This window comes from Sphingopyxis sp. CR5, from assembly GCF_059693785.1.
Map to the genome: position 1 here is coordinate 393,506 of NZ_JCATIE010000002.1, position 25,105 is coordinate 418,610.

At 60.3% G+C, this 25,105-nt stretch carries 28 protein-coding genes; 13 read left to right on the forward strand and 15 right to left on the reverse strand.

The window, feature by feature from the left end:
• Positions 1-354 precede the first annotated feature (354 nt).
• From lnt to AC58D2_RS04715, 4 genes are all read left to right on the forward strand, one after another.
• Positions 355-2,085, forward strand: a complete 1,731-nt coding sequence (gene lnt / locus AC58D2_RS04700) for an apolipoprotein N-acyltransferase (protein ID WP_497387815.1) — start codon at positions 355-357, stop codon at positions 2,083-2,085.
• 50 nt (positions 2,086-2,135) lie between these two features.
• Positions 2,136-3,362: a methionine adenosyltransferase gene (gene metK / locus AC58D2_RS04705; RefSeq protein WP_497387817.1), complete on the forward strand. Its 1,227-nt coding sequence runs from the start codon at positions 2,136-2,138 to the stop codon at positions 3,360-3,362.
• A 53-nt stretch (positions 3,363-3,415) separates the two neighbouring features.
• Complete coding sequence (gene trmB, locus AC58D2_RS04710) at positions 3,416-4,129, forward strand: tRNA (guanine(46)-N(7))-methyltransferase TrmB (protein WP_497387819.1); 714 nt, start codon at positions 3,416-3,418, stop codon at positions 4,127-4,129.
• Positions 4,130-4,255: 126 nt separating this feature from the next.
• Positions 4,256-5,470 carry a tyrosine-type recombinase/integrase gene (locus tag AC58D2_RS04715; RefSeq protein WP_497387821.1) on the forward strand — a complete coding sequence of 405 codons (1,215 nt, stop codon included), beginning with the start codon at positions 4,256-4,258 and terminating at the stop codon, positions 5,468-5,470.
• A gap of 14 nt (positions 5,471-5,484) precedes the next feature.
• On the opposite strand, the gene AC58D2_RS04720 is transcribed toward AC58D2_RS04715, so the two are convergent.
• From AC58D2_RS04720 to AC58D2_RS04730, 3 genes are read right to left on the reverse strand one after another with little or no spacing between them, the layout of a single operon-like run.
• Positions 5,485-6,090, reverse strand: coding sequence for a GntR family transcriptional regulator (locus AC58D2_RS04720; protein ID WP_497387823.1), 606 nt, complete (start codon positions 6,088-6,090; stop codon positions 5,485-5,487).
• Positions 6,087-6,953: a phytanoyl-CoA dioxygenase family protein gene (locus AC58D2_RS04725; protein ID WP_497387825.1), complete on the reverse strand. Its 867-nt coding sequence runs from the start codon at positions 6,951-6,953 to the stop codon at positions 6,087-6,089. The genes AC58D2_RS04720 and AC58D2_RS04725 overlap by 4 nt, the downstream gene beginning before the upstream one ends.
• Positions 6,950-7,786, reverse strand: a complete 837-nt coding sequence (locus AC58D2_RS04730; protein ID WP_497387827.1) for an acyl-homoserine-lactone synthase — start codon at positions 7,784-7,786, stop codon at positions 6,950-6,952. Before AC58D2_RS04730 ends, AC58D2_RS04725 begins: the two co-directional genes overlap by 4 nt.
• 23 nt (positions 7,787-7,809) lie before the next feature.
• Between AC58D2_RS04730 and AC58D2_RS04735 the strand changes: the two genes are divergently transcribed.
• Positions 7,810-8,889, forward strand: a complete 1,080-nt coding sequence (locus AC58D2_RS04735) for a sensor histidine kinase (RefSeq protein WP_497387829.1) — start codon at positions 7,810-7,812, stop codon at positions 8,887-8,889.
• Here AC58D2_RS04735 and AC58D2_RS04740 read toward each other — a convergent pair.
• Together AC58D2_RS04740 and AC58D2_RS04745 are read right to left on the reverse strand one after the other, a co-directional pair.
• Positions 8,882-9,286, reverse strand: a complete 405-nt coding sequence (locus AC58D2_RS04740; protein ID WP_010240358.1) for a response regulator — start codon at positions 9,284-9,286, stop codon at positions 8,882-8,884. The two genes, AC58D2_RS04735 and AC58D2_RS04740, sit on opposite strands and share 8 nt — an antisense overlap.
• Before the next feature lie 139 nt (positions 9,287-9,425).
• Positions 9,426-9,848: a MerR family transcriptional regulator gene (locus AC58D2_RS04745; RefSeq protein WP_010240361.1), complete on the reverse strand. Its 423-nt coding sequence runs from the start codon at positions 9,846-9,848 to the stop codon at positions 9,426-9,428.
• A 59-nt stretch (positions 9,849-9,907) separates the two neighbouring features.
• On the opposite strand from AC58D2_RS04745, the gene AC58D2_RS04750 reads away from it, so the two are divergent.
• The 5 genes from AC58D2_RS04750 to AC58D2_RS04770 all read left to right on the forward strand — a co-directional run bounded on the left by AC58D2_RS04750 (position 9,908) and on the right by AC58D2_RS04770 (position 12,620).
• Positions 9,908-10,270, forward strand: coding sequence for a mercuric transporter MerT family protein (locus AC58D2_RS04750; protein WP_010240364.1), 363 nt, complete (start codon positions 9,908-9,910; stop codon positions 10,268-10,270).
• 11 nt (positions 10,271-10,281) lie between these two features.
• On the forward strand, positions 10,282-10,623 hold the full coding sequence (locus AC58D2_RS04755; protein ID WP_284054793.1) for a heavy-metal-associated domain-containing protein: 342 nt from the start codon (positions 10,282-10,284) through the stop codon (positions 10,621-10,623).
• Positions 10,620-10,850, forward strand: a complete 231-nt coding sequence (locus AC58D2_RS04760; RefSeq protein WP_497387833.1) for a GDCCVxC domain-containing (seleno)protein — start codon at positions 10,620-10,622, stop codon at positions 10,848-10,850. The genes AC58D2_RS04755 and AC58D2_RS04760 overlap by 4 nt, the downstream gene beginning before the upstream one ends.
• Before the next feature lies 1 nt (position 10,851).
• Positions 10,852-12,213 (forward strand): dihydrolipoyl dehydrogenase family protein, encoded by a 1,362-nt coding sequence (locus AC58D2_RS04765; RefSeq protein ID WP_497387835.1) that lies wholly within the window; start codon positions 10,852-10,854, stop codon positions 12,211-12,213.
• 80 nt (positions 12,214-12,293) lie between these two features.
• The gene (locus AC58D2_RS04770; protein WP_054522830.1) at positions 12,294-12,620 is read left to right on the forward strand and encodes a YnfA family protein; all 327 of its coding nucleotides are present in this window, start codon (positions 12,294-12,296) and stop codon (positions 12,618-12,620) included.
• Positions 12,621-12,629: 9 nt separating this feature from the next.
• Here AC58D2_RS04770 and arsB read toward each other — a convergent pair whose 3' ends face one another.
• From arsB to AC58D2_RS04805, 7 genes are all read right to left on the reverse strand, one after another.
• Positions 12,630-13,703, reverse strand: coding sequence for an ACR3 family arsenite efflux transporter (gene arsB / locus AC58D2_RS04775; RefSeq protein ID WP_494227856.1), 1,074 nt, complete (start codon positions 13,701-13,703; stop codon positions 12,630-12,632).
• A complete protein-coding gene (locus tag AC58D2_RS04780) occupies positions 13,700-14,179 on the reverse strand; it encodes an arsenate reductase ArsC (protein ID WP_497387884.1) in 480 nt (159 codons plus the stop codon). Before AC58D2_RS04780 ends, arsB begins: the two co-directional genes overlap by 4 nt.
• A 29-nt stretch (positions 14,180-14,208) precedes the next feature.
• Positions 14,209-14,679 carry an ArsI/CadI family heavy metal resistance metalloenzyme gene (locus tag AC58D2_RS04785; RefSeq protein WP_494227854.1) on the reverse strand — a complete coding sequence of 157 codons (471 nt, stop codon included), beginning with the start codon at positions 14,677-14,679 and terminating at the stop codon, positions 14,209-14,211.
• Positions 14,679-15,035 (reverse strand): metalloregulator ArsR/SmtB family transcription factor, encoded by a 357-nt coding sequence (locus AC58D2_RS04790; protein WP_494227853.1) that lies wholly within the window; start codon positions 15,033-15,035, stop codon positions 14,679-14,681. The genes AC58D2_RS04785 and AC58D2_RS04790 overlap by 1 nt, the downstream gene beginning before the upstream one ends.
• 53 nt (positions 15,036-15,088) lie before the next feature.
• Positions 15,089-15,841 carry a LuxR family transcriptional regulator gene (locus AC58D2_RS04795; protein ID WP_494227852.1) on the reverse strand — a complete coding sequence of 251 codons (753 nt, stop codon included), beginning with the start codon at positions 15,839-15,841 and terminating at the stop codon, positions 15,089-15,091.
• 178 nt (positions 15,842-16,019) lie between these two features.
• A complete protein-coding gene (locus AC58D2_RS04800) occupies positions 16,020-16,613 on the reverse strand; it encodes a DNA -binding domain-containing protein (RefSeq protein ID WP_497387886.1) in 594 nt (197 codons plus the stop codon).
• The gene (locus AC58D2_RS04805; RefSeq protein WP_497387839.1) at positions 16,528-16,938 is read right to left on the reverse strand and encodes a transcriptional regulator domain-containing protein; all 411 of its coding nucleotides are present in this window, start codon (positions 16,936-16,938) and stop codon (positions 16,528-16,530) included. Before AC58D2_RS04805 ends, AC58D2_RS04800 begins: the two co-directional genes overlap by 86 nt.
• 212 nt (positions 16,939-17,150) lie before the next feature.
• Between AC58D2_RS04805 and AC58D2_RS04810 the strand changes: the two genes are divergently transcribed.
• From AC58D2_RS04810 to AC58D2_RS04820, 3 genes are all read left to right on the forward strand, one after another.
• Entirely contained in the window at positions 17,151-17,726 is a 576-nt protein-coding gene (locus AC58D2_RS04810; protein ID WP_497387841.1) for an RNA polymerase sigma factor, read from the forward strand.
• 167 nt (positions 17,727-17,893) lie between these two features.
• Entirely contained in the window at positions 17,894-20,194 is a 2,301-nt protein-coding gene (locus AC58D2_RS04815) for a TonB-dependent receptor plug domain-containing protein (protein ID WP_494227768.1), read from the forward strand.
• 5 nt (positions 20,195-20,199) lie between these two features.
• A complete protein-coding gene (locus AC58D2_RS04820; protein ID WP_494227772.1) occupies positions 20,200-22,338 on the forward strand; it encodes an Atxe2 family lasso peptide isopeptidase in 2,139 nt (712 codons plus the stop codon).
• Here the strand turns inward: AC58D2_RS04820 and AC58D2_RS04825 are convergent.
• From AC58D2_RS04825 to AC58D2_RS04835, 3 genes are all read right to left on the reverse strand, one after another.
• Positions 22,303-23,898 (reverse strand): asparagine synthase-related protein, encoded by a 1,596-nt coding sequence (locus AC58D2_RS04825; protein WP_497387842.1) that lies wholly within the window; start codon positions 23,896-23,898, stop codon positions 22,303-22,305. The genes AC58D2_RS04820 and AC58D2_RS04825 overlap by 36 nt on opposite strands.
• Positions 23,899-24,026: 128 nt before the next feature.
• Entirely contained in the window at positions 24,027-24,644 is a 618-nt protein-coding gene (locus tag AC58D2_RS04830) for a lasso peptide biosynthesis B2 protein (protein WP_497387844.1), read from the reverse strand.
• Between the two features lie 55 nt (positions 24,645-24,699).
• Positions 24,700-24,837 carry a benenodin family lasso peptide gene (locus tag AC58D2_RS04835; protein ID WP_291180864.1) on the reverse strand — a complete coding sequence of 46 codons (138 nt, stop codon included), beginning with the start codon at positions 24,835-24,837 and terminating at the stop codon, positions 24,700-24,702.
• Between the last annotated feature and the right edge of the window lie 268 nt (positions 24,838-25,105).

Below are 25,105 nucleotides of genomic sequence, written 5' to 3' on the forward strand. Positions count from 1 at the left end.
TATGAAGGGCGGTTGCCGGTTGGCTGTACAAATTTCGTTCGACCCCGACCGACGGAGGAGATGCCCGGATATGTCCGGGTGTGGTCATAGGGAAAGAGAAAGCCCCTCCCCTTCAGGGGAGGGGTTGGGGTGGGGTCCCGCGGCCTTGCGCAAGGCCGCGGGACCCCACCCCAACCCCTCCCCTGAAGGGGAGGGGCTTTCTCTTTCCCTATGACCACACCCGGACATATCCGGGCATCTCCTCCGTCGGTCGGGGTCGAACGAAATTTGTACAGCCAACCGGCAACCGCCCTTCATAACCCGAAACGAACGCCATCATTGTCGCCGCCCCTTCGCGCGGCTAAAGCAGCCCGTGTGATCGCCCCTTTCCATCGCATCGCCGCCCTTGCCGACCGCTGGCCCAAGAGCCTGGCACTGCTGCTCGGGCTCGTTTCGGCAACCGGCTTCGCGCCGCTGAACCTGTGGCCGTTGACCCTGCTCGCGCTCGCGGGCTGGATGCTGCTCGTCGCGCGAAGCCCGCGCGGCTGGCGCGCGCTCGGCGTCGGCTGGGCCTTCGGGATCGGCCATTTCGCGCTCGGGCTGGGCTGGATCGCGACCGCTTTCACCTATCAGGCGGCGATGCCCGCCTGGCTCGGCTGGGTCGCGGTGCTGCTGCTGTCGCTCTATCTGGGGGTCTATCCGGCGCTCGCGGCGTGGGGGGCCTGGCGGATCCTTCCCGCTCCTGCCCGGAACGGAGGGGAGGCGGAGCCCGGCGCAGCGCCCGACCGAGACCCCCCTCCACCGCCTTCGGCGGTCCCCCTCCCCGTCCCGGGGAGGATCACGCTGTCCTTCATCCTCGCCTTTGCCGCGCTCTGGACGCTGACCGAATGGTTGCGGAGCTGGGCGTTCACCGGCTTTTCGTGGAATCCGCTCAGCGCAATATTTGTGCCGATCATGTCGATACTCGCGCCAACACGCCTACTCGGGACCTATGGCATGTCGGCGATTGTCATCCTGCTCACAGGGTTTTTGTTGTCAGCAGTGCTCCGGCGGTTGCCCGCGTGGCACGGTGCGCTCGGGCCGTCGTTCAAAGATGGGACGTTTCCGACCGTCATCCTTGGCGGGATGATAGCAGTGATCATGCTCGTCGCTTTTCCATTGCTGCAACTCAATATGATTGGCGGCGCTATCGCTCCTGCCCAGCCTGCCCATGCGCGAACGACCCCCATCACCCTCGTCCAGCCCAATATCGGGCAGGAGGACAAGTGGGAGGGCGGCAAGGCCGACGCCAATTTCGCCAAGCTCGCGCGGCTGACCGCACCGAAGGACGATACCCCTCGCCTGATCCTGTGGCCCGAGGCGGCGATCCCCGATTATCTCGAAACCGGCTATCCCGCTTATTATTACGACCGCTCGCCCGCCGAGGCGCGCGGGCGGCTGACCAGCCTGATGAACCCCGGCGACGTGATGCTGCTCGGCGCGCTGAAGCTGGAGATCGACCGGGCGGGCGAAGCGGTCGGCGCGCGCAACGCGGTGATGACGGTGCATTCCGACGGCTCGCTCGGCCCGCGCTACGACAAGTCGCACCTGGTTCCCTATGGCGAATATCTTCCGATGCGGCCGCTGCTCTCGGTGCTTGGCCTGTCGCGGCTGGCGCCCGGCGATATCGACTTCTGGCCGGGACCGGGGCCGCGCACGATCGATCTCGGCGCCTTTGGCAAGGCGGGCCTGCAAGTCTGCTACGAAATCATCTTTTCGGGCCAGGTCGTCGACCGCGCACACCGCCCCGACTTCATCTTCAACCCGTCGAACGATGCGTGGTTCGGCGCGTGGGGGCCGCCGCAGCATCTGGCGCAGGCGCGACTGCGCGCGATCGAGGAAGGGCTGCCGATCGTGCGTGCGACCCCGACCGGGATCAGCGCGGTGATCGACGCCGACGGACGCGTGCTCGAATCGATCCCGATGCACCGCGCCGGACGCATCGACACGGTGTTGCCGCGCGCGCACGCCCCGACGCCGTTCGCGCGGTACGGCAATGTGCTTCCCGTCGGCTTTGCGCTGCTGTTGCTCCTGGTCGCCATTGCGTTTCGGCGTCGCGGGCGGTAACAGCGGCACGCACATAAAGTTTCCTTTATATTCGATTCAGAAGGCCTCCCATGCGCAACAGCTTCCTCTTCACCTCCGAGAGCGTGTCCGAAGGGCATCCCGACAAGGTGTCGGACCAGATTTCCGACGCGATCGTCGACCTGTTCCTGTCGAAAGACCCCGAAGCGCGCGTCGCCTGTGAAACGCTGACCACCACCCAGCTCGTCGTGCTGGCGGGCGAGATCCGCTGCAAGGGCGTCTATGAAAATGGCGAGTGGGCCGACGGGGCGCTCGAGGAAATCGAACGGGTCGTGCGCCGGACGGTGAAGGAAATCGGATACGAACAGGACGGCTTCCATTGGGAAACGCTGCGCCTTGAAAACAACCTTCATGCCCAGTCGGCGCATATCGCCCAGGGCGTGGACGAGAATGAGGGGAAGGACGAAGGCGCGGGCGACCAGGGGATCATGTTCGGCTATGCCGCCGACGAGACCCCCGACCTGATGCCCGCGACGCTCGATTACAGCCACAAGATCCTCCAGCGCATGGCCGAGGATCGCAAATCGGGCAAGGCGCCCTTCCTCGAACCCGACGCAAAGAGCCAGGTCACGCTGCGCTACGCCAACGAACGCCCGGTCGAGGCGACCGCGATCGTCGTGTCGACCCAGCATGCGCCGGGCTATTATTTCCACGGCGGCGAAGGCGATCAGGCGAAATATGAAGAGCTGCGCAGCTATGTGAAGGGCGTGATCGCCGACATCCTGCCCGCCGAACTGCTGTCCGACAACACGGTCTATCACATCAACCCGACGGGGCGATTCGAGATCGGCGGCCCCGACGGCGATGCCGGGCTTACGGGCCGCAAGATCATCGTCGACACCTATGGCGGCGCCAGCCCGCACGGCGGCGGCGCATTCAGCGGCAAGGACCCGACCAAGGTCGACCGTTCGGCGGCCTATGTGACCCGCTACCTTGCCAAGAATATCGTCGCCGCCGGCCTGGCGCGCCGCTGCACGATCCAGCTGTCCTATGCGATCGGCGTCGCCGAACCGCTGTCGGTCTATGTCGACCTGCACGGCACCGCCGCCGAAGGCGTGACCGAGGCCGCGCTCGAGCAGCTGCTGCCGCAGCTCGTCCGCCTGACGCCCAAGGGCATCCGCACCCATCTCGGCCTCAACAAGCCGATCTATCGCCAGACCGCGGCCTATGGCCACTTCGGACGTCAGGCGACGGGAGAGGCCTTTCCGTGGGAGCGCACCGACCTCACCGACAAGCTGAAGGCCGCATTCGGAAAATGACGGGATGACCGGGGCGCTTGCCGCCCCGGTGCATCGTCGCTAGGGCGCGCGGCATGACCGCTTTCAAGTCGGGCGATCCGACCACTCTCAACCGCCTCTATGGCCGCGCCAAGGGCAAACCGCTGCGCGCCGGCCAGCAGGAGTTGATCGACACGCTGCTGCCGCGGATCGCCGTGCCCGCCGACGGGCCGGTGACGGCGGAACGATTGTTCGGACAGCCCTGTGCGCTGCATTTCGAGATCGGCTTCGGCGGCGGCGAGCATATGGCGGCGCGCGCCGACATGCTGCCCGATCACGGCTTCATCGGCGCCGAGCCCTTCGTCAACGGCGTCGCGCAGGCGCTCGTTCATGTCGCCGGCGATCACGGGGAGCACCCGCCGATCGGCAATGTTCGCATCCATCACGGCGACGCGCTGGAGGTGCTGCGGCGCATCCCCGACGGCGCGCTGTCCTTCGCCTATCTGCTCCACCCCGACCCGTGGCCGAAGGCGCGCCATGCCAAGCGGCGGATGATGAACGACGGGCCGCTCGACCTGATCGCGACCAAGCTGAAACCCGGCGGCGAGTTTCGCTTTGGCACCGACCATCCGGTCTATCTGGCCCACGCGCTGATGATGATGCGCCGCCACCGCCACCAGTTTGAATGGCTCGCCGGCAGCGCGCGCGATTTCCTCGTCCGCCCGGGCGGCTGGCCCGAAACGCGCTACGAAGCGAAGGCGCGCGCGCAGGGTCACGAGGTGTGGTACTTTCGATTCAGGCGACGCTAGACTACGCTGATGTTGTAAAAACAACGACTTAGCGCAAAACACTTACGCCAGAATTGCCTCCAATTCGCCCCTTTTTCCGCTTGCGTGATTACCCGGTGATTGCCAGAAAAGGCCACGAGGTATCGCATGGCAACAGGAAAAATCAGCAAGCGCACGGTCGATTCGCTCCCGGTTGGACCAAAGGAAAACTATCTTTGGGACACCGATCTCAAGGGCTTTGGCGTCAAGATTACAACTGCTGGATCAATCAGTTACATAATCCAGTTCCGAATGGGCGGACGAGAAGCGAAGACCCGTCGTTTCACGATCGGATCACATGGATCGCCTTGGACACCGACTACTGCACGCTTGGAAGCTGAGCGATTGTTGGTGATTGTTGCGCAGGGCATTGATCCGGTTGATGCGGAAAAGCAGCGCCGCCGGGAAGCTGTCGACCTCGCCTTCTCGAATTACGCTGACCTCTTCACTCGCTCCTGCAAACGCGAGGGATGGCGTCGCCTCGTGGAGCGATCCATTCGCCTCTACCTCAAGCCCACATTCGGAATGAAGGCGCTGCCAGCGATTACGAAGATCGACGTCGTTTCGGTTCTCGATCAGATGCCGCCCAAGCAGGTGGCAAACCGGCGAAATGTCTTTGCCGTTATGCGCCGCCTGTTTCGCTGGGCCGTCAGTCGCGGAGATATCGATCGCAATCCGATGGAGGGCATGGAAACGCCGCCTCCGGTCAAGCCACGAGAGCGCTGGCTCAAGGATGGCGAACTCCGCCATATCTGGAATGCGGCGCCGGAATGTCATCGCTGCTTTGGTCCAATTGTCAGGCTTCTGATCGTAACCGGACAGCGCCGTGAAGAAGTCTCCGGGATGCACTGGCAGGAGCTCAGTCGCAGCGAAAGATTATGGACCCTGCCCGGATCTCGAACCAAGAACGGAGAACCTAACTCCATTCCCCTCAACGATCTTGCAATCGCCGAGCTCGACCGGGAGGCTCGCGGCGAGAGGTGGCCGCGTAAGGGCCGTGTTTTCGCGACAGCTAGCGGGGCGGGCTTTACGGGATACGCCAAAGGGAAGGTGAAGCTCGACAGCCTGATCGAGGAACGTTGCGAAGAGCCGCTCGAAGCCTGGCGCCTTCATGATCTACGACGAACCCTCGCAACGAACTTCCAGCGGCTTGGCGTTCGGTTTGAAGTCACCGAAGCCGTTCTCAACCATGTGGGCGGATCTCGCGCCGGAGTCGCCGGCATCTACCAGCGCCACGACTGGAAGGATGAGAAGCGCGAGGCACTCGATGCCTGGAATGACCACCTCGCGACGGTTCTGTCCGAGAGTGGAGAGACGACCTAACTCATTGGCGAGGGCTAGGCGGTCTGCTGGTTCAAACGTCCGACCAGAGCGGGTACCAGAGCCTCAATGTGTTGATGATATGCGCGTACCGCTCGGTTTGAGCCATCGAACCCCTGCTGAGCTGTTCGCTCAATTTGCTCAAGGGCATGCGACGCCCCAGGCCAAATCTCCGGCTCGAGTTCACGTATCGGGTGGAGTCTGTCGCTAATGCGTTCGACCAAATGTACGCGAAACCGATTGCCTGAGTTTGCCGCGATGTCTCTGAAGACGTGCGCCAATCGGTCGGCATAAGCACCCTGAGTGACGTTGGATCCTTCGTCGATTTCCAGTGATTTGCGGTCGGTGTCGGAAGTGTGCTCCAAAAGCAGCGCGTTGACTTGCAGGATGTCGCGCAAGGCCTGTTCGGTAAGCAGCGGTACGCGAAATCCTTCGCCGGGCGTGAGGTCGACCAGCCCTTCACCGACAAGCTGGTTCAGGCTGTCTCTGACCGGCGTCATGCTCACTCCGAAATCGTCAGCCAGTCGCATAGCCTCAAGCTTCATACCGGCCCGGAAGCGCCCTTCCAACAATGCATTTTTCAGCCGCCTGTACGTAGGCTCGAGGACGTGAGCGGGACTCATAGCCGAGCGCGGCGCGTCTCGGCGAACTCACGAACCGCTTCTTTCTGGTCGGGGCGCAGACTATCGGTTGCTTGGGGGAATTCGGGCACCTTGTCGCTCAGCAAAACCGACGGGCATTGCCCCTCAAAATTACCGAGGTTCGGGCGGTGCTGGACATAACCGGCGAGCTCGGCGAGTTCAGGCGAGAACTCTTTTGCTACTGCGGGCGGGTATGCGAGCCAGAGATTCTCGTACGGTTTGAGCCAGCCGAGGCTGTAGCCGATCACGACACCGCGGCGGACATCCTCGGTCTGGTTTGGTCCCGCTCCATGGACGGTCGAGCCGAGAAAGCAGATCGCATCTCCGGGTCCGCACTCGGCCACTATCGGATCATTGAGCTGATCAAGGCTTTCGATCGCTTGCTTGTGCGTACCGGGATATATGCGCGTTGCGCCGTTTTCTTCGGTGAACTCGGTCAGCGGCCAGATGACGTTGAGAAGATATTCGTGATCGCCCTTGCGGCCTGCCCACATATCCTGATCGCAATGCGGAAACTGTTCTATCTCGCCGGGATGGATCGCGATCGCCTGGGCGACATTGAGCTGTATCCGGTCGCAGGCGCTGCCGAGAATTGCGCGGGCGAGCGATAGGACTAGCGGCTGCAGGACCAGATCGCCCGCGACCTGCGAGCGGCGAAGGAGGCTTCCAAACCGTTTGGTCCGATGCCCATAGAAGTCTCCCTTGCCGAGTGGCGCCTGCGCAAATGCGCCTTCCAGGTCGGCATCGAGTGCGGCGATCTGTTGCTCGGCGACAAGCTGCGGAATGATGCAATAGCCATCCTCTTGCAGCTGATCGAGCCAATACGCCTCGCTCGGCGCAGTCATGCTGCCAGCTCCATACCACCATAGGCTTCCGGCTGAGGATTGCGGCAGTAGATCCCTGCGTTGGCGAGTTGCGCGCGTGTATCCTGATCGATGTCGATGCGAAGAGCGACAAGCTGCTGGCCATCGATAGGAACGCACGGTCCCAGCTGCTGGCAGCGCCAGCCGAACTGGGCGATCTGCCGGAACCAGGGCACCGGGGCGACCGCCGAATAACCAGAGATCCCTTCCGATATTGCGAAATCGGCGAGTGCGGAGACGAGCTGATTGCGGACACCCCGGCGATCAGCGCGCGGCAACGTCGGATCGATACAGAAACGGGTAATCTCGCGAAATGCCTCATCCTGCGGAACAGGTCCGGTGCACAGCTGCGGAAAAAGATCGCGCAAGATATGAGGTCCGTCAGAACGCAGGAGCCGGGCCGATGCGCGATGCTCGCAATTTTCGCCGGTAAGGACGAGATAGGCGGCCGAGGGCGTATCGAACTGGTCGATTTCAAAGGTCCCGTCGAGCACCGGAACGTCCCAGCCAAGAAGATCCACGAACACGCGCTTGCGCGCCTCGAACATGGCGCGAAGTGCCGGATCGACCAGGCTAGCGCCATTTATACCGGTGCTTTTTATACCGCTGCTTTGCTGCATGAAGATTACCTGTGATTTTGATGACTGCTTGCATCTCATCAAATCCGGATAGGCAGCGACATACCAAGAACTGGGGAGGGACCCGTCTGGTGCTCTACAGGGCGAGTTTACTGACCGCCCCACCTGTGCGATGAGCTTCAGCGTTTGAAAATCAACAAGATACGACAGGTATCCTATCGGTCCGATTCTGTTCATCCCGAGAAGGTCACAAGCTGGCTATGAATGCAAAAGTCATCACGAATTTCCAGCTTGGCAGCCGCGAATCCTCCTCGGCGCCGGATGTCTTGCCCCTGGCTACAGAGCATGCGCTGCAATCCGCCGGAGCTGCTTTCCATGCGCTCGCCGACACCATGCCGCAGGTGGTTTGGTCGACTCTTCCCGACGGCTCCCACGATTATTACAATGCGCGCTGGTATGAATTCACGGGTGTCCCTGTCGGATCAACCGACGGCGAAGGATGGGCCGGGATGTTCCATGAGGATGACCAGGCCGACGCATGGAAGAAATGGAACCACAGCCTCGCTACCGGCGAACCGTACGAGGTTGAATATCGCCTGCGGCATCACAGCGGTGATTATCGCTGGATGATCGGTCGTGCGCTGCCGATCCTCAACGAGCAGGGTGAGATCCAGCGCTGGATCGGCACTTGCACGGATACCGACGAGCAGAAGCGCACCGCCCTCCAAAACGAAATCCTGAGCCAGGAGCTCAGCCATCGCATCAAGAACATCTTCGCGATTGTTTCCGGTTTGATCAGCCTGACAGCGCGCGCAAATGAAGCGTTCGGTGAAGCGTCGCGCGACTTGCTAGGCCGGATTTCCGCGCTGGGGCGCGCGCACGAATTCGTCCGGCCGCACAGCGAAAAGTCCCAGCCCGAGGGCAAGGAAGTGACCCTCGCCACGCTGCTTGCGACGATCTTCGAGACCTATCCTGCCTTTTCCGAAGGAAGGATTGCTATTTCCGGCCCCGATATCGCGGTCGAAAGCCGCGCCGCCACGCCGGTCGCATTGGTGTTCCACGAGCTGGCCACCAACGCGATGAAGTACGGAGCTCTGTCCAATCCCGAGGGAAGGATTTCGCTGGACCTTTCAACCGAGGACGAGATAGTCCGCTTCCGCTGGAGGGAACACGGAGCTCACATCGACAAGGCGAGTGAGCCTCAAACGGGTTTCGGAAGTCGCCTCATCGAGTTGGCCGTGAAGCAACAGCTAGGAGGCAATTACGAGAGAACCTGGCATGACGATGGCGTTGAACTCGTCATGGATGTCCGAAAAAGCAGGTTGCAGGAGCCTAGTTAAAGAAGAGCCTAAGACGGGCTGGCGGATCGATTTTTTCGCCCTTCCGGACCGCAATGACATAGTCGAGAACCTGCTTGAGAATGCTAAGATCGACCGGTTTTTCCAGCGCGCCCAGCGTTCCGCTCACCCCTTCGCCGAGTTGTGCGGGATTGGCGGTTACGAAAATAACCTCGATCCCGAAATCCGCAGCAAGCTTCTCGCCGATCCTCGGACCAGTGGCTCCATCGGCCAGATTGACATCGACGAGCGCCACATCGATCGCGTCTGAAGCCTTTGCCAATGCCGATTGCATGTCGTCGGCTATGCCTGCGGATTCATGACCGAGATCGTGAACCACCGCCTCCATTTCGACAGCTATGAGGAATTCGTCTTCGACAATCAGAATGGTGGTCGGCATGGAAGGCTATCAAAAGTTAAATGACAAGGCTCTGTAGTGAGGGGACGGACAGGGCGCATATTCGTTCCCTCGCCTCGTCGCATCCGGCTTCGATCGAAATAGCTTCAAGACGCGCACCCGTTCCGACGGCATTGCGTCACTATCGGGCGCCAGGACCACGACCAAAGAGCGTATCTATGATGGGGCATTCCGGAACATCACCGCCTTCGCAGCGGGCTGATACATCGGCTAGCGTGCGCTCCAACCTAGTCAAATCAGCAATTTTAGCTCGCACGCTGGCCAGATGGTTATTGGTCAGATCCCGAACCTCGCCGCAGCTGTAGGGGTGCGAATCAACGAGGCTGAGCAGGCTTTTGAGCTCCTCGATCGAAAAACCCAGATCGCGGCCGCGCAAGATAAAGCCGAGCCGCGCCTGGTCGCCGGGTGGATAGAGCCTGTGCCCGCTTGCCGTACGCTCGGGAGGCTGAAGCAGACCGATGTTCTCGTAGTAGCGGATTGTCTCAAGGTTGCAGCCCGACCGTCTGGCCAGTTCTCCCCGTTTGATCACTTGCGATGCTGTCATGAGCCATATGCCAATTAGTGCTTGAACCTGTAGTTACTACAGGGAGTACATTGGTTTCCATGGTCGATCAAATGCACAAGAACGCGCAGCGCTTATGGGCGAGCGGCGGGACGCTCGGCGCGATACTCGCCTCGTCCTGCTGTATTGCCCCGCTGTTATTGCTGAGCCTTGGCATCAGCGGCGCGTGGATCGGCAATCTCACTGCGCTCGAACCGTACAAATGGGTATTTATCGCCATTGCGGTTGTCTTTTTGGCCCTTGGATTCCGGCACGTCTATTTTCGGCAAGCCGAACCTTGCGAAGACGGAACATATTGCGCGCGGCCCGGAGCAAACCTGCTCGTCAAAAGCTCCCTGTGGCTGGCGACCGTATTGGTCGCTGCCTCGTCCACGGTCGAGTGGTGGGCGCCGCAATTCTACTAGGAGTTCGAAAGATGAAGAAGACGATGATCGCCGCAGTTGCGGTATTGGGGCTGGCCGGAGCGGGAATCGGAGCAGCGACCCTGTTGCCGCAAAACTCCGACGAACGGGTTCAACAAAATCCGGCCATTCTGCAAACGGCGAGCTTTGCGGTCGAGAATATGACCTGCGCGACCTGCCCGATCACAGTGCGGCGCGCAATGGAGGGCGTTGCGGGCGTGGAAGACGTCACGATCGATTACGAGGCGAAAACCGCCATCGCCCGGTTTGACCCTGCACAAACGACCACCACTGCCATCGCAGCGGCGTCGACCGACGCCGGTTATCCGGCGACCCTTGCGGCGAGCGCGCTATGATCGAACTGAAGTCCGAGATCACATGCCCTACTTGCGGGCATAAAAGGATCGAAACGATGCCGACGGATGCCTGCTGGTTTTTCTACGATTGCCATGGTTGCGGTGTGAAACTCCGCCCCAATGCGGGCGATTGCTGTGTCTTCTGCTCATTCGGCACCATCCCCTGCCCGCCGATCCAGGAAACGCGTGCCGATCGCAAGGGCGCCACATGTTGCGGAGGGCGGTGAGATGAGTACGCGAAACTTCGATCTTATAGTGCTGGGTGTTGGTATGGCGGCCGTAAATGCCGCCAACAAATGCGCCTCAGCCGGTTGGTCGGTCGCGGTGGTCGACGAACTGCCTTATGGCGGCACCTGCGCCCTGCGCGGCTGCGATCCGAAGAAAATGCTCCGCCGCGGGGCGGAAATCATCGACGCAGCGCGGCTCATGCACGGCAAGGGCATCGAACCGAACGACATCGCCATCAACTGGCCCGATCTGGTCGCCTTCACGCAGACGTTCACCGACAAAATGCCCGGTCGGATCGAAAACGGTCTGGAGAGCAACGGCGTCACTACCCTTCACGGGAAAGCGCGCTTCGTCGGCGAAGATACCGTCGAAATCGACGGCCTGGGGCAGTTTCAGGCAAACCATTTCCTGATCGCAACGGGTGCCAAGCCGCGGACGATAGATGTTCCCGGTTCCGAACACCTTACCGACAGCACCGAGTTCATGCGGCTCGATGCGCTGCCCGAACGCATCCTGTTCATCGGCGGCGGCTTCATCTCGTTCGAGTTTGGCCATATCGCTGCACGCGCGGGCAGCAAGGTGTGCATCATCGACCGTGGCGAGAGACCGCTCAAGGGTTTCGATGCCGATCTTGTCGAAAGACTCGTTGCGCGGGGCGAGGAAGTCGGCGTCCAACTGCGACGGCGCACGTCACTCAAAGCGATCGAGAAGGACGGGACGGGTTTTCTTGTCACGGTAGAAACTGACAACAAAACGAGAGATTTGCGGGCCGATCTCGTCGTCCACGGCGCGGGCCGCGTCCCGGCAATTGACCGGCTTGACCTGGCCGCAGCCAATGTCGAGGCAGGTGACAAGGGCGTTGAGGTCAACGCCTACCTGCAAAGCACGTCCAACCCGAAAATCTACGCTGCCGGAGATGCTGCAGATACGCGGGGCGCCCCGCTTACGCCTGTCGCGGTTTTCGAGGGTAAGGTAGCTGCGTCCAATATGCTCAAGGGCAATCGCACCAAGCCGGATTATGCAGGCGTACCGAGCGCTGTGTTTACTGTACCAGAGCTAACCCGTGTTGGCATGCTCGAAGAGGAAGCACGAGAGGCCGGACATGATATCCGCGTCGTCGAAAATGACACCGGCGACTGGTATTCCAACCTTCGCGTTGGCGAAAGCTGCGCTGCAACCAAGGTTATAATCGATAACGAAAGCGACACTATCCTGGGAGCTCATTTGCTCGGACCGGAGTATGGCGAGATCATCAATTTCTTCGGTTTGGCCATTCGACTTGGACTGACAACAAGCGATCTCAAGAAAATGGTGTCGGTATATCCGAGCGTTGGCTCCGATCTTGGCTCCATGCTATCATAGATGCGCCTCGCTTGGTCCAGTAAAGCCATCACCGGGTAATCCGGATTGCGATCGACAGTCGAAATCTCGATAGAGGTCAGATGATGACCTTCCTCGCATATCTCGGTGCCGCAATTGCTGAAATTGCGGGCTGTTTCGCTTTCTGGGCGTGGTTGCGTATGGACAAGTCGGCTTGGTGGCTTGTTCCGGGCGTGGCCTCACTTGTCCTTTTTGCCTATTTGCTTACGCTCGTCGATGCGGAGCATGCAGGTCGGACCTACGCTGCCTACGGCGGGGTCTACATCCTATCCGCGTTATTGTGGCTTTGGATCGCAGAAGGCGTGAAGCCCGATCGGTGGGACACTCTGGGCGTGGCGATCTGCCTCGTAGGCGCCGGCGTTATCTTGCTCGCCCCCAGACCGGTATGAGGCAGATCCTTATGGGGCCGAAGGAAATATCCCACGCGTGCGATTGGCAATCGCTACCAGCGACAACATGACAGGCACTTCTACAAGTACGCCCACAACCGTCGTCAATGCCGCACCGCTGCCAATGCCAAACAGACCGATGGCTACAGCGACGGCCAGCTCGAAAAAGTTGGACGTTCCGATCAGCGCACAGGGCGCGGCAACTGTATGCGGAACTTTCCAGGCCTTGGCGGCACCATACGCGATGAAAAAGATTCCGTAACTCTGTACAATGATTGGCGCGGCGATGAGTGCGATCAGCAGTGGGCGGGCAACGATAGTTTCCGCCTGGAATCCGAACAAAAGGACCACCGTTAGCAGAAGACCAAGAATGGAGAGCGGTTTTATGCGTCCGGTGAACTCGGATACCGCCGCTTCACTGCCGCCATGCGTCCCCAGCAGTCGATGCCGTACAAAGGCTCCCGCTGCCAGCGGCACGACCACATAGAGCGCGACCGAGAGCAGCAGCGTCTCCCAGGGTACCGCAATGTCGGTAACGCCGAGCAGCAGCGCAACAATGGGCGCGAAGGCAACGATCATGATCAGATCGTTCGCCGCGACCTGCACCAGCGTATAGGCCGGGTCGCCCTTGGTGAGCTGCGACCACACGAACACCATCGCGGTGCAAGGAGCCGCACCCAGCAGGATAAGCCCGGCGATATACTGCTGTGCATCGGCAGGTGCGATCAGGTCCGCAAAGACGACCTCGAAGAACAGCACGCCGAGTGCAGCCATCGTGAAGGGCTTGATTAGCCAGTTGACCACCAGCGTGATGATGAGGCCCTTTGGCTGGTCGCCAACACGGCGCACCGCGCCGAAATCGACCGCGACCATCATCGGGAAGATCATCGCCCAGATCAGCACTGCGACGACGAGATTGACCGAGGCATATTCGATGGCAGCAAGCGAGGCGAACAGCTCTGGCGCGATATTTCCAAGCGCTATCCCGGCGAGGATTGCCGCTCCGACCCAGACCGAGAGCCATTTCTCGAACAGGCCTAGGCCCGCCGCGCTGGCGTCCATGTCAGCTGTGGCGGCGGTCATTGACCGTCTTCCTGATGCCCAATGGCTTGGAGCTTTTCGCGCAAGGCGAGCTGTTCAAGGCTCGCAATCGGGAGCGCCAGCATCAGGTCGATACAACGCTTGAGCATGCGGAAGGCATCGAGGAAGGCCGCTGCTTTCTCCGCATCACTACCCCCAGCCGCCGCCGGATCGGGAATACCCCAGTGCGCCGACGTCGGACGACCGGGCCAGACTGGGCAGGATTCCGCCGCCGCGCTGTCGCACACGGTAAAGATCAGGTCGAACTCCGGTCCATCGGCAAACTCGCTCCAGCTCTTCGAGGAATAGCCCTCTGCCGGATAACCCAGTCTCTTGAGTGTATGGATCGCCCAGGGGTTTACCTTGCCGGTCGGATTGCTTCCGGCACTGTAGGCCTTGAACCGGCCTTCGCCGTCATGGTTGAGGATGGCTTCGCCCAGGATCGAGCGAGCGGAATTGCCCGTACACAGGAACAGCACGTTCAATGATTCGCCTGACATGGATTGCCTCAGCAGCAGGAAGTCTTGGCAGGAGCCAGCTGCGGTGTGCAGCAGGCGCTCGATGCGGCATTGGCGGAAGCGAGCTGGTGGAGGTCAGGACTACCGCCGTAGGTCGTGCTCTCGCCTTCTGTCAGGAAGGCTTCCCACACCACGCCATCGGGATCGGCGATCCAGCTCTTTTCCGATTGCGCGTAGCAGCAGGTCGTCGCGCCTTCTTCCAGGACCGGACGGTCAGCAGCCTTGAGGCGGCCATAGACCTCTTCGAGTTCCGCCTTGTCTTCGACCTGCAAGCCGACATGCTCGATCCCCTTGACCGCCTCCTCGCGCATCGAGATCGCGAAGTTGATGCGTGGGTCATCGAGCATCCACTTGGCATAGTCGGCTTTAACCACGGATGGCTCGGCACCGAACAGGCTCGAATAAAAGGCAACGGACTTGTCGATGTCGGTCACGCCGACATGCACATGGAAGCGTTTCATCAGGCGCTCTTTCGTTGAGGAGAAGGAAGGTAGGCAGCGGCCTCGGAACAAGGCGTGTCGTCAGAGCAGGATAGGCCGTCGCAGCAGTTTTCGGTGAGGTAGCCCATCAGGCCATTCATCGCGGTATAGTCCGCCGAATAGATGATCGAGCGGCTTTCGCGTCGCTGCGTCACCAACCCCGCATTGGAAAGCTGGGCAAGGTGAAAGCTCATTGAAGAGGGCGGAACGTCGAGCTTTTCGGCCAGCACGCCGGCGGCAACTCCCTGCTCCCCTGCCTGCACCAGCAGGCGGAACGCAGCGAGGCGATGCTCCTGTGCCAGGGCAGAAAGGGCACGAATGACGCGGCCGGCTTCCATCGCTCACTCCAATGATTCGATAAATATCGAAATATGGAATGAAGCAAGCCTGGTCAAGCCGTATCGCGCCAACGGATGATATCGCCGAAACCTATCAGTCCATCGAACAGTGCCGAAACCACGAGCGATTGCTTGCAATGTACCTGATAGCGCTCGCGGGCCATCTTGAGATGCTGGAGAACTGTCTCCGAGCTGATCCCTAAGATCAGTGCGACCTCGGCCGCCGTTTTGCCCCGCGCGACCCACAAGAGACATTCACGCTGCCGGTCGCTCAAAGCAGGCACCGGCTTTTGTGGACACTGGCCACTCAAACCTATAGCACAGCTCAGGGCTAGCGTTCCGACCATTTCAGCCAAGGCGAAAAGCCTCCGCGGTAATTTCTTCTCGGGCCTCACGGCGAAAGTGCAGGTACCGCGTCCAACACCCGGGAGATGCCGGGGAACGGTATAACCGTTCCCGATGCCGCACTCGCGACCCACTGCCAGCATCTGCCGATCGCCGCGTGTCAGTGGAACAAGGTCGTCGATCCAGTCCCAGGCGAACCCGATTACAGTTTTGTCGCAGGCTCTGCGCACCGGATCTTGGCCAGCGAGATCGAAGGCGACGTAAACCTTGGCCCATTCGTCGGGATAATCATGCAGGAGCAAACCCGGATTGTCCCGAGATACCGTCCTCGTCTCCAGGCTGAGCGCAAAGTGATCAAAGCCCAGACGCCGGGAAACTTGCCCCAGCGCTCCGTCGAGCTCGGCATCCGAGCGCACGTTGATGAGTTCCGATGCGAATTGCTCGGCTAGGTGAGAATGCATAGACCCGCCATCCGATCGGCAGGGCGCCATCCAACACGCCGCAGTCCGATCGCCTGCCCGATGCGGGACCGGAGGGTTCCATTCCATCCGCTCTCGCTGTTGCAGTTGCGACCCTGTGGGTCAGTTTACAGGACCACCCCGGCAAACGCCCCAGCGGTCGATTAAAACCATAGTGCATTCAAGGCGTTTGGGAAGCGCGCCGTCCTCGCGCGTTAAGTAGATCACGATATCCTGAGGCCACCATCCGGCGAGCTTCTACGACGAGACGCTGCGTTTGGCGGCGCGCGGATGAAGTCTTCCAGTCGATCGCACGCAGATCGGTCTGAGACAATCCGAGGATACTCGCGAGTTCACGAGTGGTTGGGGCTTTGCCTGCTGCTTCGTCAAGAGCATCGAGTAGCTTCAGCATCAGAAGGAACCGGTGCGATTGATAGGGTGTCGGCCGTAGCGGCGAAGCAACAGTGTTGAGTGTCTGGCCGGATGGTCGCGAGTTGAAGAACTGCAATGCGGTCAATCGTATCTCAAGCGCCTCATCGGCTGAAAGAAGGTAGGAGGCCCTTTCTCCTCGAAGGGGTTTGACGACCTTTAGCCGGTAGCGTTGGAATCGCTCGTTCAGGACAAGATGGCGCTCTTGGTCATCTGCTTCCTCGGCAACGACAGTCGCACTGCCGAGAATAGCATCGCAGTCAGCGGCAGCCAGTACGACGACCTGTGGGTTGTCTTCGGCGCGCCAGATAGCAGGGGCCTCTTTCGACGAGAGCTTGGGATCGATCGGGAAATTCGAGGCCCCATGTCCTCGCCATGCGGCGAGAAGCTGCAGTTCGCGTATTGCTAATGCCGCTTTGCGAAGTCCGATCGAATGCGCGTCGATATGCGTTGTTTCGGCGCAGGAATTCCTGCGCGAAATCGCAAAGATCGAGTGCGCCGAACAGGGTCTCGCCGCCGGATGGTCGAGCCATGGAGCACCTCCCTTCAGGAGGGTGGTGGTATGGCCCTCGCGCGCTATCCGACATTCCAAGAGATGGGAAGGCACCTCCCCATTTCTGGGCAGGAGGTAGGAAAATTGCACAAAACAAGCGGGTTGCCACCGGAATCATAATTCGGCAGGATCATGCTTGCGCGGAAAGAAATGCTGGCACCATCCGCGTGGACAAGCTCCGCCAGACATCATGCACGCCGGTCCATGGAAGGCCCGGCGGCCGCAACCGGTCAAGGGGCAAGGCTTGCTCCAGACGGCGGCACAGACCTGGAACCCGTGCCCTGGTCGCGATAGCGGTCACAGGGTCTCGGACGCCTCCTAGATCGCTGCATGTCCCATCCGAATGCCGAAAACCGGCCACATCCTGTTCGAGGATCCGGCTGTTGTTGCCCGCAGCACGATCCCACTCTTACCGCTCGAATATTGGAAACTCTTTATCGCGAGCAATGTGCTGGACTGGTCGCCTATCTTGCGCGCCGAACAGGTCCGCAGCGTGCGGTCGACCTTGCGCAAGAGGTTTTCCTGCGCGCGGCAACCAGTCCGCAACTACCGTGTCTCGAAAATCCCGCGGGATTTCTGAGGAGAATAGCCTACCATCTTGTTGTCGACGAAGCGCGGCGGAAGAAATGCCGGGTTCGGACGCAACCCCTGCTCGATGATATAGTCGTTCCCGCGAGGGCCTCGCAAGAGGACGCTCTGCACACTCAGGAGACCATGGCAGCGTTCGAAGCGGCGCTTGGTGAATTGCCGACAAAGACCGCCCGCATCTTTACCATGAACCGCTTCGAGAAGAAGTCCTATCGGCAAATTCATCGCGAACTCGGCATTGCACTGCCAACCGTCGATTATCACATGATGAAGGCACTAGCTCATCTTCGGCTCGCTTTGGCACGCGGGCGTGATTGAGGCACCGAACCTTCACTTCAGTCTGATTTCTTTTGAAACTAAGGTGTCAGCTTTCTCGTGCGTCAAACTCCCAGGGGCGAAGCCAAAAAGGCCCGCCGGATTCGAATTGGGAGGCGATTAAAATGAGAAAATCGAGAGTTGCTGCGGCTTTGTTCGCAGGAACCGCAATGGCTTCGACCGCGCAGCCGCTTTGTGCTCAAACGACGGGCGAGGCCGACGCAAGTCCGGCTCAAACAGAAGTTGTAGAAGACGAAGACGAGGAGAATGCGATCGTCGTGACCGGCACGCGTATTCGGGGAGCGCGCGTCGTAGGAGAAGTAATTGCCCTTGACCGCGAGGCCATCGTCGAGGCCGGTCAGATCGACCTCGGCGAAGCTATCCGAACATTGCCCCAGAATTTTGCGGGAGGACAGAATCCTGGCGTGGGTTCGGGAGCCGGCCTCGGGAACGATAATGTGAATTCTGCGTCAAGCCCGGACCTGCGCGGCCTGGGACCCGATGCGACCCTGACGCTAATCAACGGACACCGTGTTCCCTATAATTCGGCCTACCAGGGAGTCGACATTTCCGCCATCCCGCTCGCTGCCGTGGACCGGGTCGAAGTTTTGCCTGATGGTGCGTCGGCCCTGTACGGTTCGGACGCCGTCGGGGGTGTAATCAACGTGGTTCTGCGTCGTGATTTCGAGGGATTGACGACCTCCGGTCAGCTCGGCGCCAGCACCGATGGTGGCTATTTCCGTCAGCAATTCGATCTGGTCGGTGGCAGGATCTGGGATGGAGGCGGTGTCATGCTCGCCTACGACTTCGCGAACAATTCCGATATTACGGCTGATCAGCGAAGTTACACGCAATCGCTGGATCCCCAGGTAAGTCTCTATCCGAAGATGCAGCGTCATGCCGTGACCCTTGCGGCCCATCAGGAGATATCGCCCGCTGTCCGCATCGCCGTCGACGGCTTCTACTCGCGGCGGAACTCGAGCGACACGAACGGGGCACCCGTCTTCCGCATCTCGCGTGATCCTCGCCTCGAGGGCTACGCGATCTCACCGTCCATGGAGATCGATCTGGCGGGGGACTGGCAGGTCAAGATTTCGGGAGTGTACGGGCGTGACCAGAGCCGTTTCAGAACGACAATCGTCAGGCAAGGCGCAGAACCCAATCTTGCGCAAGGCCGATACTTCAATGAAATCGCGACGCTGGAGGCGGGGGCCGAAGGTCCGCTGTTCGACCTGCCGGGAGGGGATGCCCGCCTCGCAATTGGAGCCGGCTTCCGAAACAACCGGCTCGACTATGCTCGTAAAGACGCGAATTACGATTCCGCCTTCGATATCACGCGCCGAGCGCGCTTCGGGTATGCGGAACTATATCTTCCGTTCGTAGCCCGGCGAAACGCGCGTCCCGGTCTGGACGAATTCACAATTTCCGCTGCTGTAAGGTACGAGGATTATCCGGGACTCGACCAGCTCGCCACTCCCCGAGTTGGCGTCATCTATTCGCCAGTCGATGGTTTGACACTGAGCGGCAGCTGGTCGCGCTCGTTCAAGGCACCGACCCTGTATCAGCAGTATATCTTTTATGAGACAGTCCTGCTCCCTGCTTCGATAGTCGGGGCGGGCAATGGATCGGATACAATACTATTGGTTGCGGGGGGCAATCCCGATGTCGGCCCCGAGCGCGCCCGCAGCTGGACCGCAGGCCTCGAGCTGCGTCCCCCCGCGCTGCCAGAACTCACTTTCTCAGCATCTTGGTACGATATCCGGTATACCGATCGCGTAACCGGCCCGATTTCAGGGTCCATCCTGGCTGCATTCAGCGACCCGGGATATGCCAGCCTGATCGACTTTATGCCGGATCCTGCGAGTTTGGCGGCACTTATTGGAGGTGCGCAGTTCGGCCTCGCCAATTTTACCGGAGCACCCTACGATCCTGCCAGAGTTGTCGCTGTGGCAGACAACCGGAATACCAATGTGGCGGCGTGGGCGCTCAAGGGTATCGACGCTCGGCTAAGTTGGGATCAGGCTCTAGGGCAGGGACGGTCGCTCGGTCTCGAGATCGCCGGCAGCTGGATCGACAGTGAACAGCGGATCACCGCAGAGCTTCCGGCAACTCAGCTTGCAGGGACAATCTTCAACCCCGCCAAACTGCGGATGCGCAGCACAGCGCGGTTCGTAACAGGCCCGCTGACCGCCAACCTTGCCATCAACTACACCGGGGGGCTCGAAGACCGCCGCTTCGATGAAATCCGCCGACTCGCAGCAACTGCAACTGTCGATATCGGCGTATCGTATACCCTCGTTCGTGGAGAAGGCCGGGACCCTGGTCTCGAAATATCGCTGACTGCGCAGAATCTTTTCAATGAAGAGCCTCGAGAGATCGGTCAGCTCGGCCCCTACGATACGCCGTATGATTCAACCAATTATTCGCCGATCGGTCGTTTCATCGCATTCGGTATCCGGAGGCATTGGTGACAGTAGTGCTTGCTTTGGCAGCGGCGGTTCAACCGATTGTACCCTCCCCGATTCTAGAAACAACAGACACGGATCCATGCGCAGACTTTACGCAACTAGGCAGTCTCGATGGGACAGATCGACGAGTCGGCATCGATGATTTGGCCTCGGTAGCGGACATTGGACCGGCGATCGCTGAAAACAATGCGCGCTCAGTGGGTATCTCGCCAGGCGGAGACCGAATTGCATTCGTGGTCAAGCGGGCCAATCCGCGAACCAATGCCTATTGCCAGCAGCTGCTTGTCGTTTCCGCCTCGGATTCCGGGGAGGTGCTGGAGGTTGCTCGCGGCGGCGCCTACCTGCACGCGGATTTCGCACTGCGTGATTTTTCGGTGGTGCGCGCAGGGTGGGATGTAGCCAATCCGCCTCGGTGGTCGCCTTCGGGAAATCGCATCGCCTATCTCCGCCGCGAAGGCCCGACAAACCAGGTTTGGATCGTCGATCCCTCTGGTGAAAAACTTCCCACCCAGGTCACGGCAATGGCCGACGACGTCGACGACTTTGCTTGGACCGAGGACGGACACGGCTTGGTCGTCACCACTCGTCCAGGCCTGCGGGAAGCGATGAGCGATATCGGCGAAGAAGGTCGAAGCGGCTATCTCTTCGACGGGCGGTTTTCGCCGCAGTTCGCGGACCATCCGATCGCGACCGGGCCGCTCGCTTATGCGTATACGTTCGTCAGCCTGCTTGATGGATCGCGCAGGTCCGCGAGCAAAACTGAAAGAGACCTGCTGGCACCCGACCTGCCTCCTCAGGCGCCTGCCAATGCACGGGCTTACCGACCGGGGCCCGGAGGCCGCTCTGCGTGGCTCGAACCCGATTTCTCCGACCGCATTGTCAGCCCGACCCACGTGGTGGTGGTCGGTCCAGACGGGCAACGCAGGATCTGCGAAAGCTCAGTGTGTAACGGCGTTCAGGATATGTGGTGGTCGAGTGACGGCGGCGCATTGATCTTGCAGCAAAGAACCGGGTGGGCACGTGGCGAAACTGCTTTGCTGCGGTGGGAGGCGGACGACCGCGCTCCCCGCCGCATATTCGGTTTCGAGGGTTTGCTGATTGGCTGCGTGACCCTGAGACATGAACTGGTCTGTGGCCAGGAAGCATCCACTCAACCCCGCCGCCTCGTCGCTATCGACACGCGCAGCGGAACCGAACGGGTGATTTATGATCCCAACGCCAGACTGCGAAACAAGGACTTTGGAGAAGTGCGAAGGTTACGCTTCCGCAATGCCTATGGAATCGAGAGCTTTGCCGACCTCGTCCTTCCGCCCGGGCGAGAAGAAGGGCAACAGCACCCCATGGTTGTGGTGCAATATTCCAGTCATGGTTTCCTTCGGGGAGGTACGGGCGACGAGGTCCCGATATATCCCCTAGCCGCGCACGGCTTCGCAGTACTGAGCTTCCAGCGCCCCGGCCTTCTCCCGGCGGCCTCCAAGGCGCGCAACGAGATCGAGACACGCACGCTTCTTGCCGATCCGTGGGAAGATCGACGGCATGTCTTTGCCACCCTCGAAGAGGCGATCGACATGGCAATCGCTACCGGCGCCGTCGATCCCGACCGCCTGGGGATCGACGGTTTCAGCGATGCCGGTGCGACCGTCCAGTTCGCGCTCATCAATTCCGACCTGTTCAAGGTCGCTACGTTCGGAACCTGCTGCCAGGACATGACCGCTCAGCCACTCGCTGCGGGACCACGTTTCGCGGACTATTTTCGCGCTATGGGCTATCGCTATTTCGAAAGCGACGACGAAGGATTCTGGCAACCGATCTCGCTGCTGGAAAACGCCCGCGCAATAGACACTCCAATCCTGATCCAAGCGGCAGACAGCGAATACGAAGGCGCGCTCGATGTCGTTGAAGCCTTCACGAACCGCGACAAGGCGATAGAGCTGAGGGTCTTCCCGGACGAAACGCATTACAAATGGCAGCCTGCGCATCGGCGTGCGATTTACGAACGTAATCTCGAATGGTTCGGATTCTGGCTCAACAACGAGCGGAACTGTACGCCGGGAAAGGATGCTCAGTATGAGCGCTGGCTAGCCATGGAAGGGGCACCGATGCGAAGCGAGCTACGCTGTTCTGATACTCCCACGCTCGTGCCATAGGCGTGCCCAGTTTTCGGCCTCGAGAAGGTCGAAGACGCGATCTATCAGGAAGTCGTCTTTGGACTCGTCGACCTGCAAGGCGACTTCCAATGCGGGCCTATCGAGAAGATCGTGCGCGGCAAGCAGACCATCGAGCAACCGGCCGCGGATTCGGCTACGGTGAGCTACAAAGGCGCTCCGGATATAGCTGTCAGGACCGGCCTTGGAGGTCCGAGCAACGATAGCGGGAGGCAGAATGTCCGAGTACGCCGCTCTGGCGACTGCACGATTCCGACCGCCCGTGGCCCAGAGCCAGGTGGGAACAGAGAGACAGAATTCGACAAGCGGCTGACTGGCGAGTGGGGAGAACCGGTGCAGGCCTCCCGTGACACCGTGCACATGGTTCTGTGCATGCATCAAGAGCCGTAGATGATCGTGGCTTCCCGACCGGCGGCCAGATCCGCATTGAGGCCAAACCGCCAGGGGCTTCGGGTCGGCAGGCACCAGATCAGGATTTAGAAGCCGGATATCGGGCGGCCAGGGATCGCCGCCCTCGCGATTGCGAAGGCGGCCGACCGTCGCTGCGACCATGGTAGCGATGCTGCAATCGGTGACGCGGCACATATCAAGTAATGTTGCAAACGAACCGGCCTTCAAACCTTCTGTGCGCACATGGTCGGCCACAGGCGCAGCAGAATGGAGGAGACAGAAGAGGTTGTCTCCGAAATTGCCGTCCATCACCACCGCCGCGCGGGTTTCCTCCCGCGCGCTTTCGAGCGCTTGATCGAGCGTTTTGGGAAATGCCCGACGCGCTGGCCTGGGCATGTTTTCCGAAGCGGAACCGTCAGGATCAAAGCGAGCGGGATCGAACGTACGGAAGAGACATTGCACGCCCAGTTTTTCCGCAACTGCTCTGGCGTAGGGCCGCTCATCCCCGCTGCGATCTACAGTCCCCACCGTGACACAATCGAAGGTCGCATCGGCTTCGGACAGCGCTGCGCAAATCAGCGAGGAATCGACCCCACCTGACGCTGCCACAACCGTCTGACCGAAAACGCCCGACCAGCTTTTCATGACACCTCGAGATACTTCGCGCAGCGCCGCGGCAGCGTCTTCGAAATGCGGAACCGAAACTGGGAAGTGGTCGGCAGCCTTCCAGAGCCGGAGCGGCGCAGCCCCCGTCGGCCGCAACGGACTTATCGAACCCGGGGGAATTTCGTCCACATCGATAAGGCATGTACTCGCCTGGCGAAGTTCGGGACGCAGTAAATGAGCACCAATATCGGTGTAGGAAGGGTGCAGCGAAAACAATGCTGGATCGGTCGTGAGAATGACTTGGTCACGACCCTCGTAACGATAGACCGGTAAAAACCCCGACGGATCGACAAAGATTGCCGCAGCTCCATCACCTGGCTCATGGAGGATAGCCACATAAGCTCCCCAATATTGCTTGATCAGAAACTCCGCGACATCCTGGGCACTGGATTGCTGCGGCACGCGCAGCCGGGGTTCGAGGCTTGTGCATCCGGTTGATTTGTCGAACAGCGCGCCGAGCACGCGGCCATGGTTAGCCAGCGTCACTGTGGGTGTGCACTCGTCTATCCAAAGTGTTGGGCGATTTGTCAGGATCGCTTCGGGAGACGCCGCATCCGCAAACACTCCTGCAGTGCTTTGGGTTCGAGGCAGCGCGAGGGCGAAACGCACGCGCATTATATGACGAGGATCGGCGTGTAGCGCAGGACCTCCTCGTGCGTGTCGTTGAGCACGACATCGCCTTTTTGGGCCCAGCAATGCGCACTGAACGGCAAAGATGTTACGCCGAGAACGACCTGGCAATGATCGCCCGTTGCCGCGAGACAACCTGCGAGGGCGATCGAACGGGCGAGGCATCGATCCGCCGCGGTGCGCAAGAGCTTTGAATACTCGAAGGCCCTGACCATATCTTTGCCCGTGTCGCTCAACTCTTCGATGTCGTTTTCGACGCGGATTTGTGCTCGTCGGACATCATGCAGAACGGAGAGAAAAGGGGAGTGGGAAAGCCGTCGCTCGACGCGCTTCTGCACCCATATCGCCTTGGCCACTTTCGACAGACGGAACTCGCCTGTGTGGCGCGCCGGAGATGATAATTTTGGAAAGCGCCAATTATTCGGGCGAGGGAAGTCTGGCGGCTGATACCAATCGAGTGCTTTGCTCGCGGTCCATTCCTGCGGCCAAGCTTTTTCGGCCTCGAGAGGAAGACGAAAATATCGGTCTCGCTGCAGATCGAGAAAGACGAAATGGTCGCCAGTGTTACACCAGGCGATTGTCGCATTGTCGGGATCGATCATCGGGCGCAGCCGAGGGTATCGGGGCGCGGGTCACCGACGCGCGCCCCGATCCAGGTCAGTCTTCGAGCGTTCCGGCCACCGCATTGCGCTGACCACCGCTATCGTCTGCGAAGACGATGCCCGCTCCCTTTGTTTCGACCGACGCCTTTCCGAGATCGATCATCTCGCTTTCACGTGTTTCGAGATTCTTCATTGGTCACTCCTCTGGTTCGACTGCGACTCCAAAGGTCGCAACATCGAATTTGAAGTAAGCCAACAGAGCCGGCCAGCTTATAATGTATTTATAAACACATAGAGCCGGGGATCGCGAAGTACGACCGGGCGATGGAAGCACCCGTTGGCAAGTGCAGCGATGCCTTTAGCTGGAGCGCCTGGACATGCGCATCGCAACCCGGTCGCGAGGAACCTGAGTTCCCTACTTCACGATAAGGCCAATCATGCCTGATGATACAGCGCAGTTC

Bases quoted from the DNA above. Each gene is read 5' to 3' on its own strand.
- metK (WP_497387817.1), top strand. From the start codon at position 2,136: ATGCGCAACAGCTTCCTCTTCACCTCCGAGAGCGTGTCCGAAGGGCAT.
- trmB (WP_497387819.1), top strand. From the start codon at position 3,416: ATGACCGCTTTCAAGTCGGGCGATCCGACCACTCTCAACCGCCTCTAT.
- AC58D2_RS04715 (WP_497387821.1), top strand. From the start codon at position 4,256: ATGGCAACAGGAAAAATCAGCAAGCGCACGGTCGATTCGCTCCCGGTT.
- AC58D2_RS04720 (WP_497387823.1), bottom strand. From the start codon at position 6,090: ATGAGTCCCGCTCACGTCCTCGAGCCTACGTACAGGCGGCTGAAAAAT.
- AC58D2_RS04725 (WP_497387825.1), bottom strand. From the start codon at position 6,953: ATGACTGCGCCGAGCGAGGCGTATTGGCTCGATCAGCTGCAAGAGGAT.
- AC58D2_RS04730 (WP_497387827.1), bottom strand. From the start codon at position 7,786: ATGAACAGAATCGGACCGATAGGATACCTGTCGTATCTTGTTGATTTT.
- AC58D2_RS04735 (WP_497387829.1), top strand. From the start codon at position 7,810: ATGAATGCAAAAGTCATCACGAATTTCCAGCTTGGCAGCCGCGAATCC.
- AC58D2_RS04740 (WP_010240358.1), bottom strand. From the start codon at position 9,286: ATGCCGACCACCATTCTGATTGTCGAAGACGAATTCCTCATAGCTGTC.
- AC58D2_RS04745 (WP_010240361.1), bottom strand. From the start codon at position 9,848: ATGACAGCATCGCAAGTGATCAAACGGGGAGAACTGGCCAGACGGTCG.
- AC58D2_RS04750 (WP_010240364.1), top strand. From the start codon at position 9,908: ATGGTCGATCAAATGCACAAGAACGCGCAGCGCTTATGGGCGAGCGGC.
- AC58D2_RS04755 (WP_284054793.1), top strand. From the start codon at position 10,282: ATGAAGAAGACGATGATCGCCGCAGTTGCGGTATTGGGGCTGGCCGGA.
- AC58D2_RS04760 (WP_497387833.1), top strand. From the start codon at position 10,620: ATGATCGAACTGAAGTCCGAGATCACATGCCCTACTTGCGGGCATAAA.
- AC58D2_RS04765 (WP_497387835.1), top strand. From the start codon at position 10,852: ATGAGTACGCGAAACTTCGATCTTATAGTGCTGGGTGTTGGTATGGCG.
- AC58D2_RS04770 (WP_054522830.1), top strand. From the start codon at position 12,294: ATGATGACCTTCCTCGCATATCTCGGTGCCGCAATTGCTGAAATTGCG.
- arsB (WP_494227856.1), bottom strand. From the start codon at position 13,703: ATGACCGCCGCCACAGCTGACATGGACGCCAGCGCGGCGGGCCTAGGC.
- AC58D2_RS04785 (WP_494227854.1), bottom strand. From the start codon at position 14,679: ATGAAACGCTTCCATGTGCATGTCGGCGTGACCGACATCGACAAGTCC.
- AC58D2_RS04790 (WP_494227853.1), bottom strand. From the start codon at position 15,035: ATGGAAGCCGGCCGCGTCATTCGTGCCCTTTCTGCCCTGGCACAGGAG.
- AC58D2_RS04795 (WP_494227852.1), bottom strand. From the start codon at position 15,841: ATGCATTCTCACCTAGCCGAGCAATTCGCATCGGAACTCATCAACGTG.
- AC58D2_RS04805 (WP_497387839.1), bottom strand. From the start codon at position 16,938: ATGATTCCGGTGGCAACCCGCTTGTTTTGTGCAATTTTCCTACCTCCT.
- AC58D2_RS04810 (WP_497387841.1), top strand. From the start codon at position 17,151: ATGTCCCATCCGAATGCCGAAAACCGGCCACATCCTGTTCGAGGATCC.
- AC58D2_RS04815 (WP_494227768.1), top strand. From the start codon at position 17,894: ATGGCTTCGACCGCGCAGCCGCTTTGTGCTCAAACGACGGGCGAGGCC.
- AC58D2_RS04830 (WP_497387844.1), bottom strand. From the start codon at position 24,644: ATGATCGATCCCGACAATGCGACAATCGCCTGGTGTAACACTGGCGAC.
- AC58D2_RS04835 (WP_291180864.1), bottom strand. From the start codon at position 24,837: ATGAAGAATCTCGAAACACGTGAAAGCGAGATGATCGATCTCGGAAAG.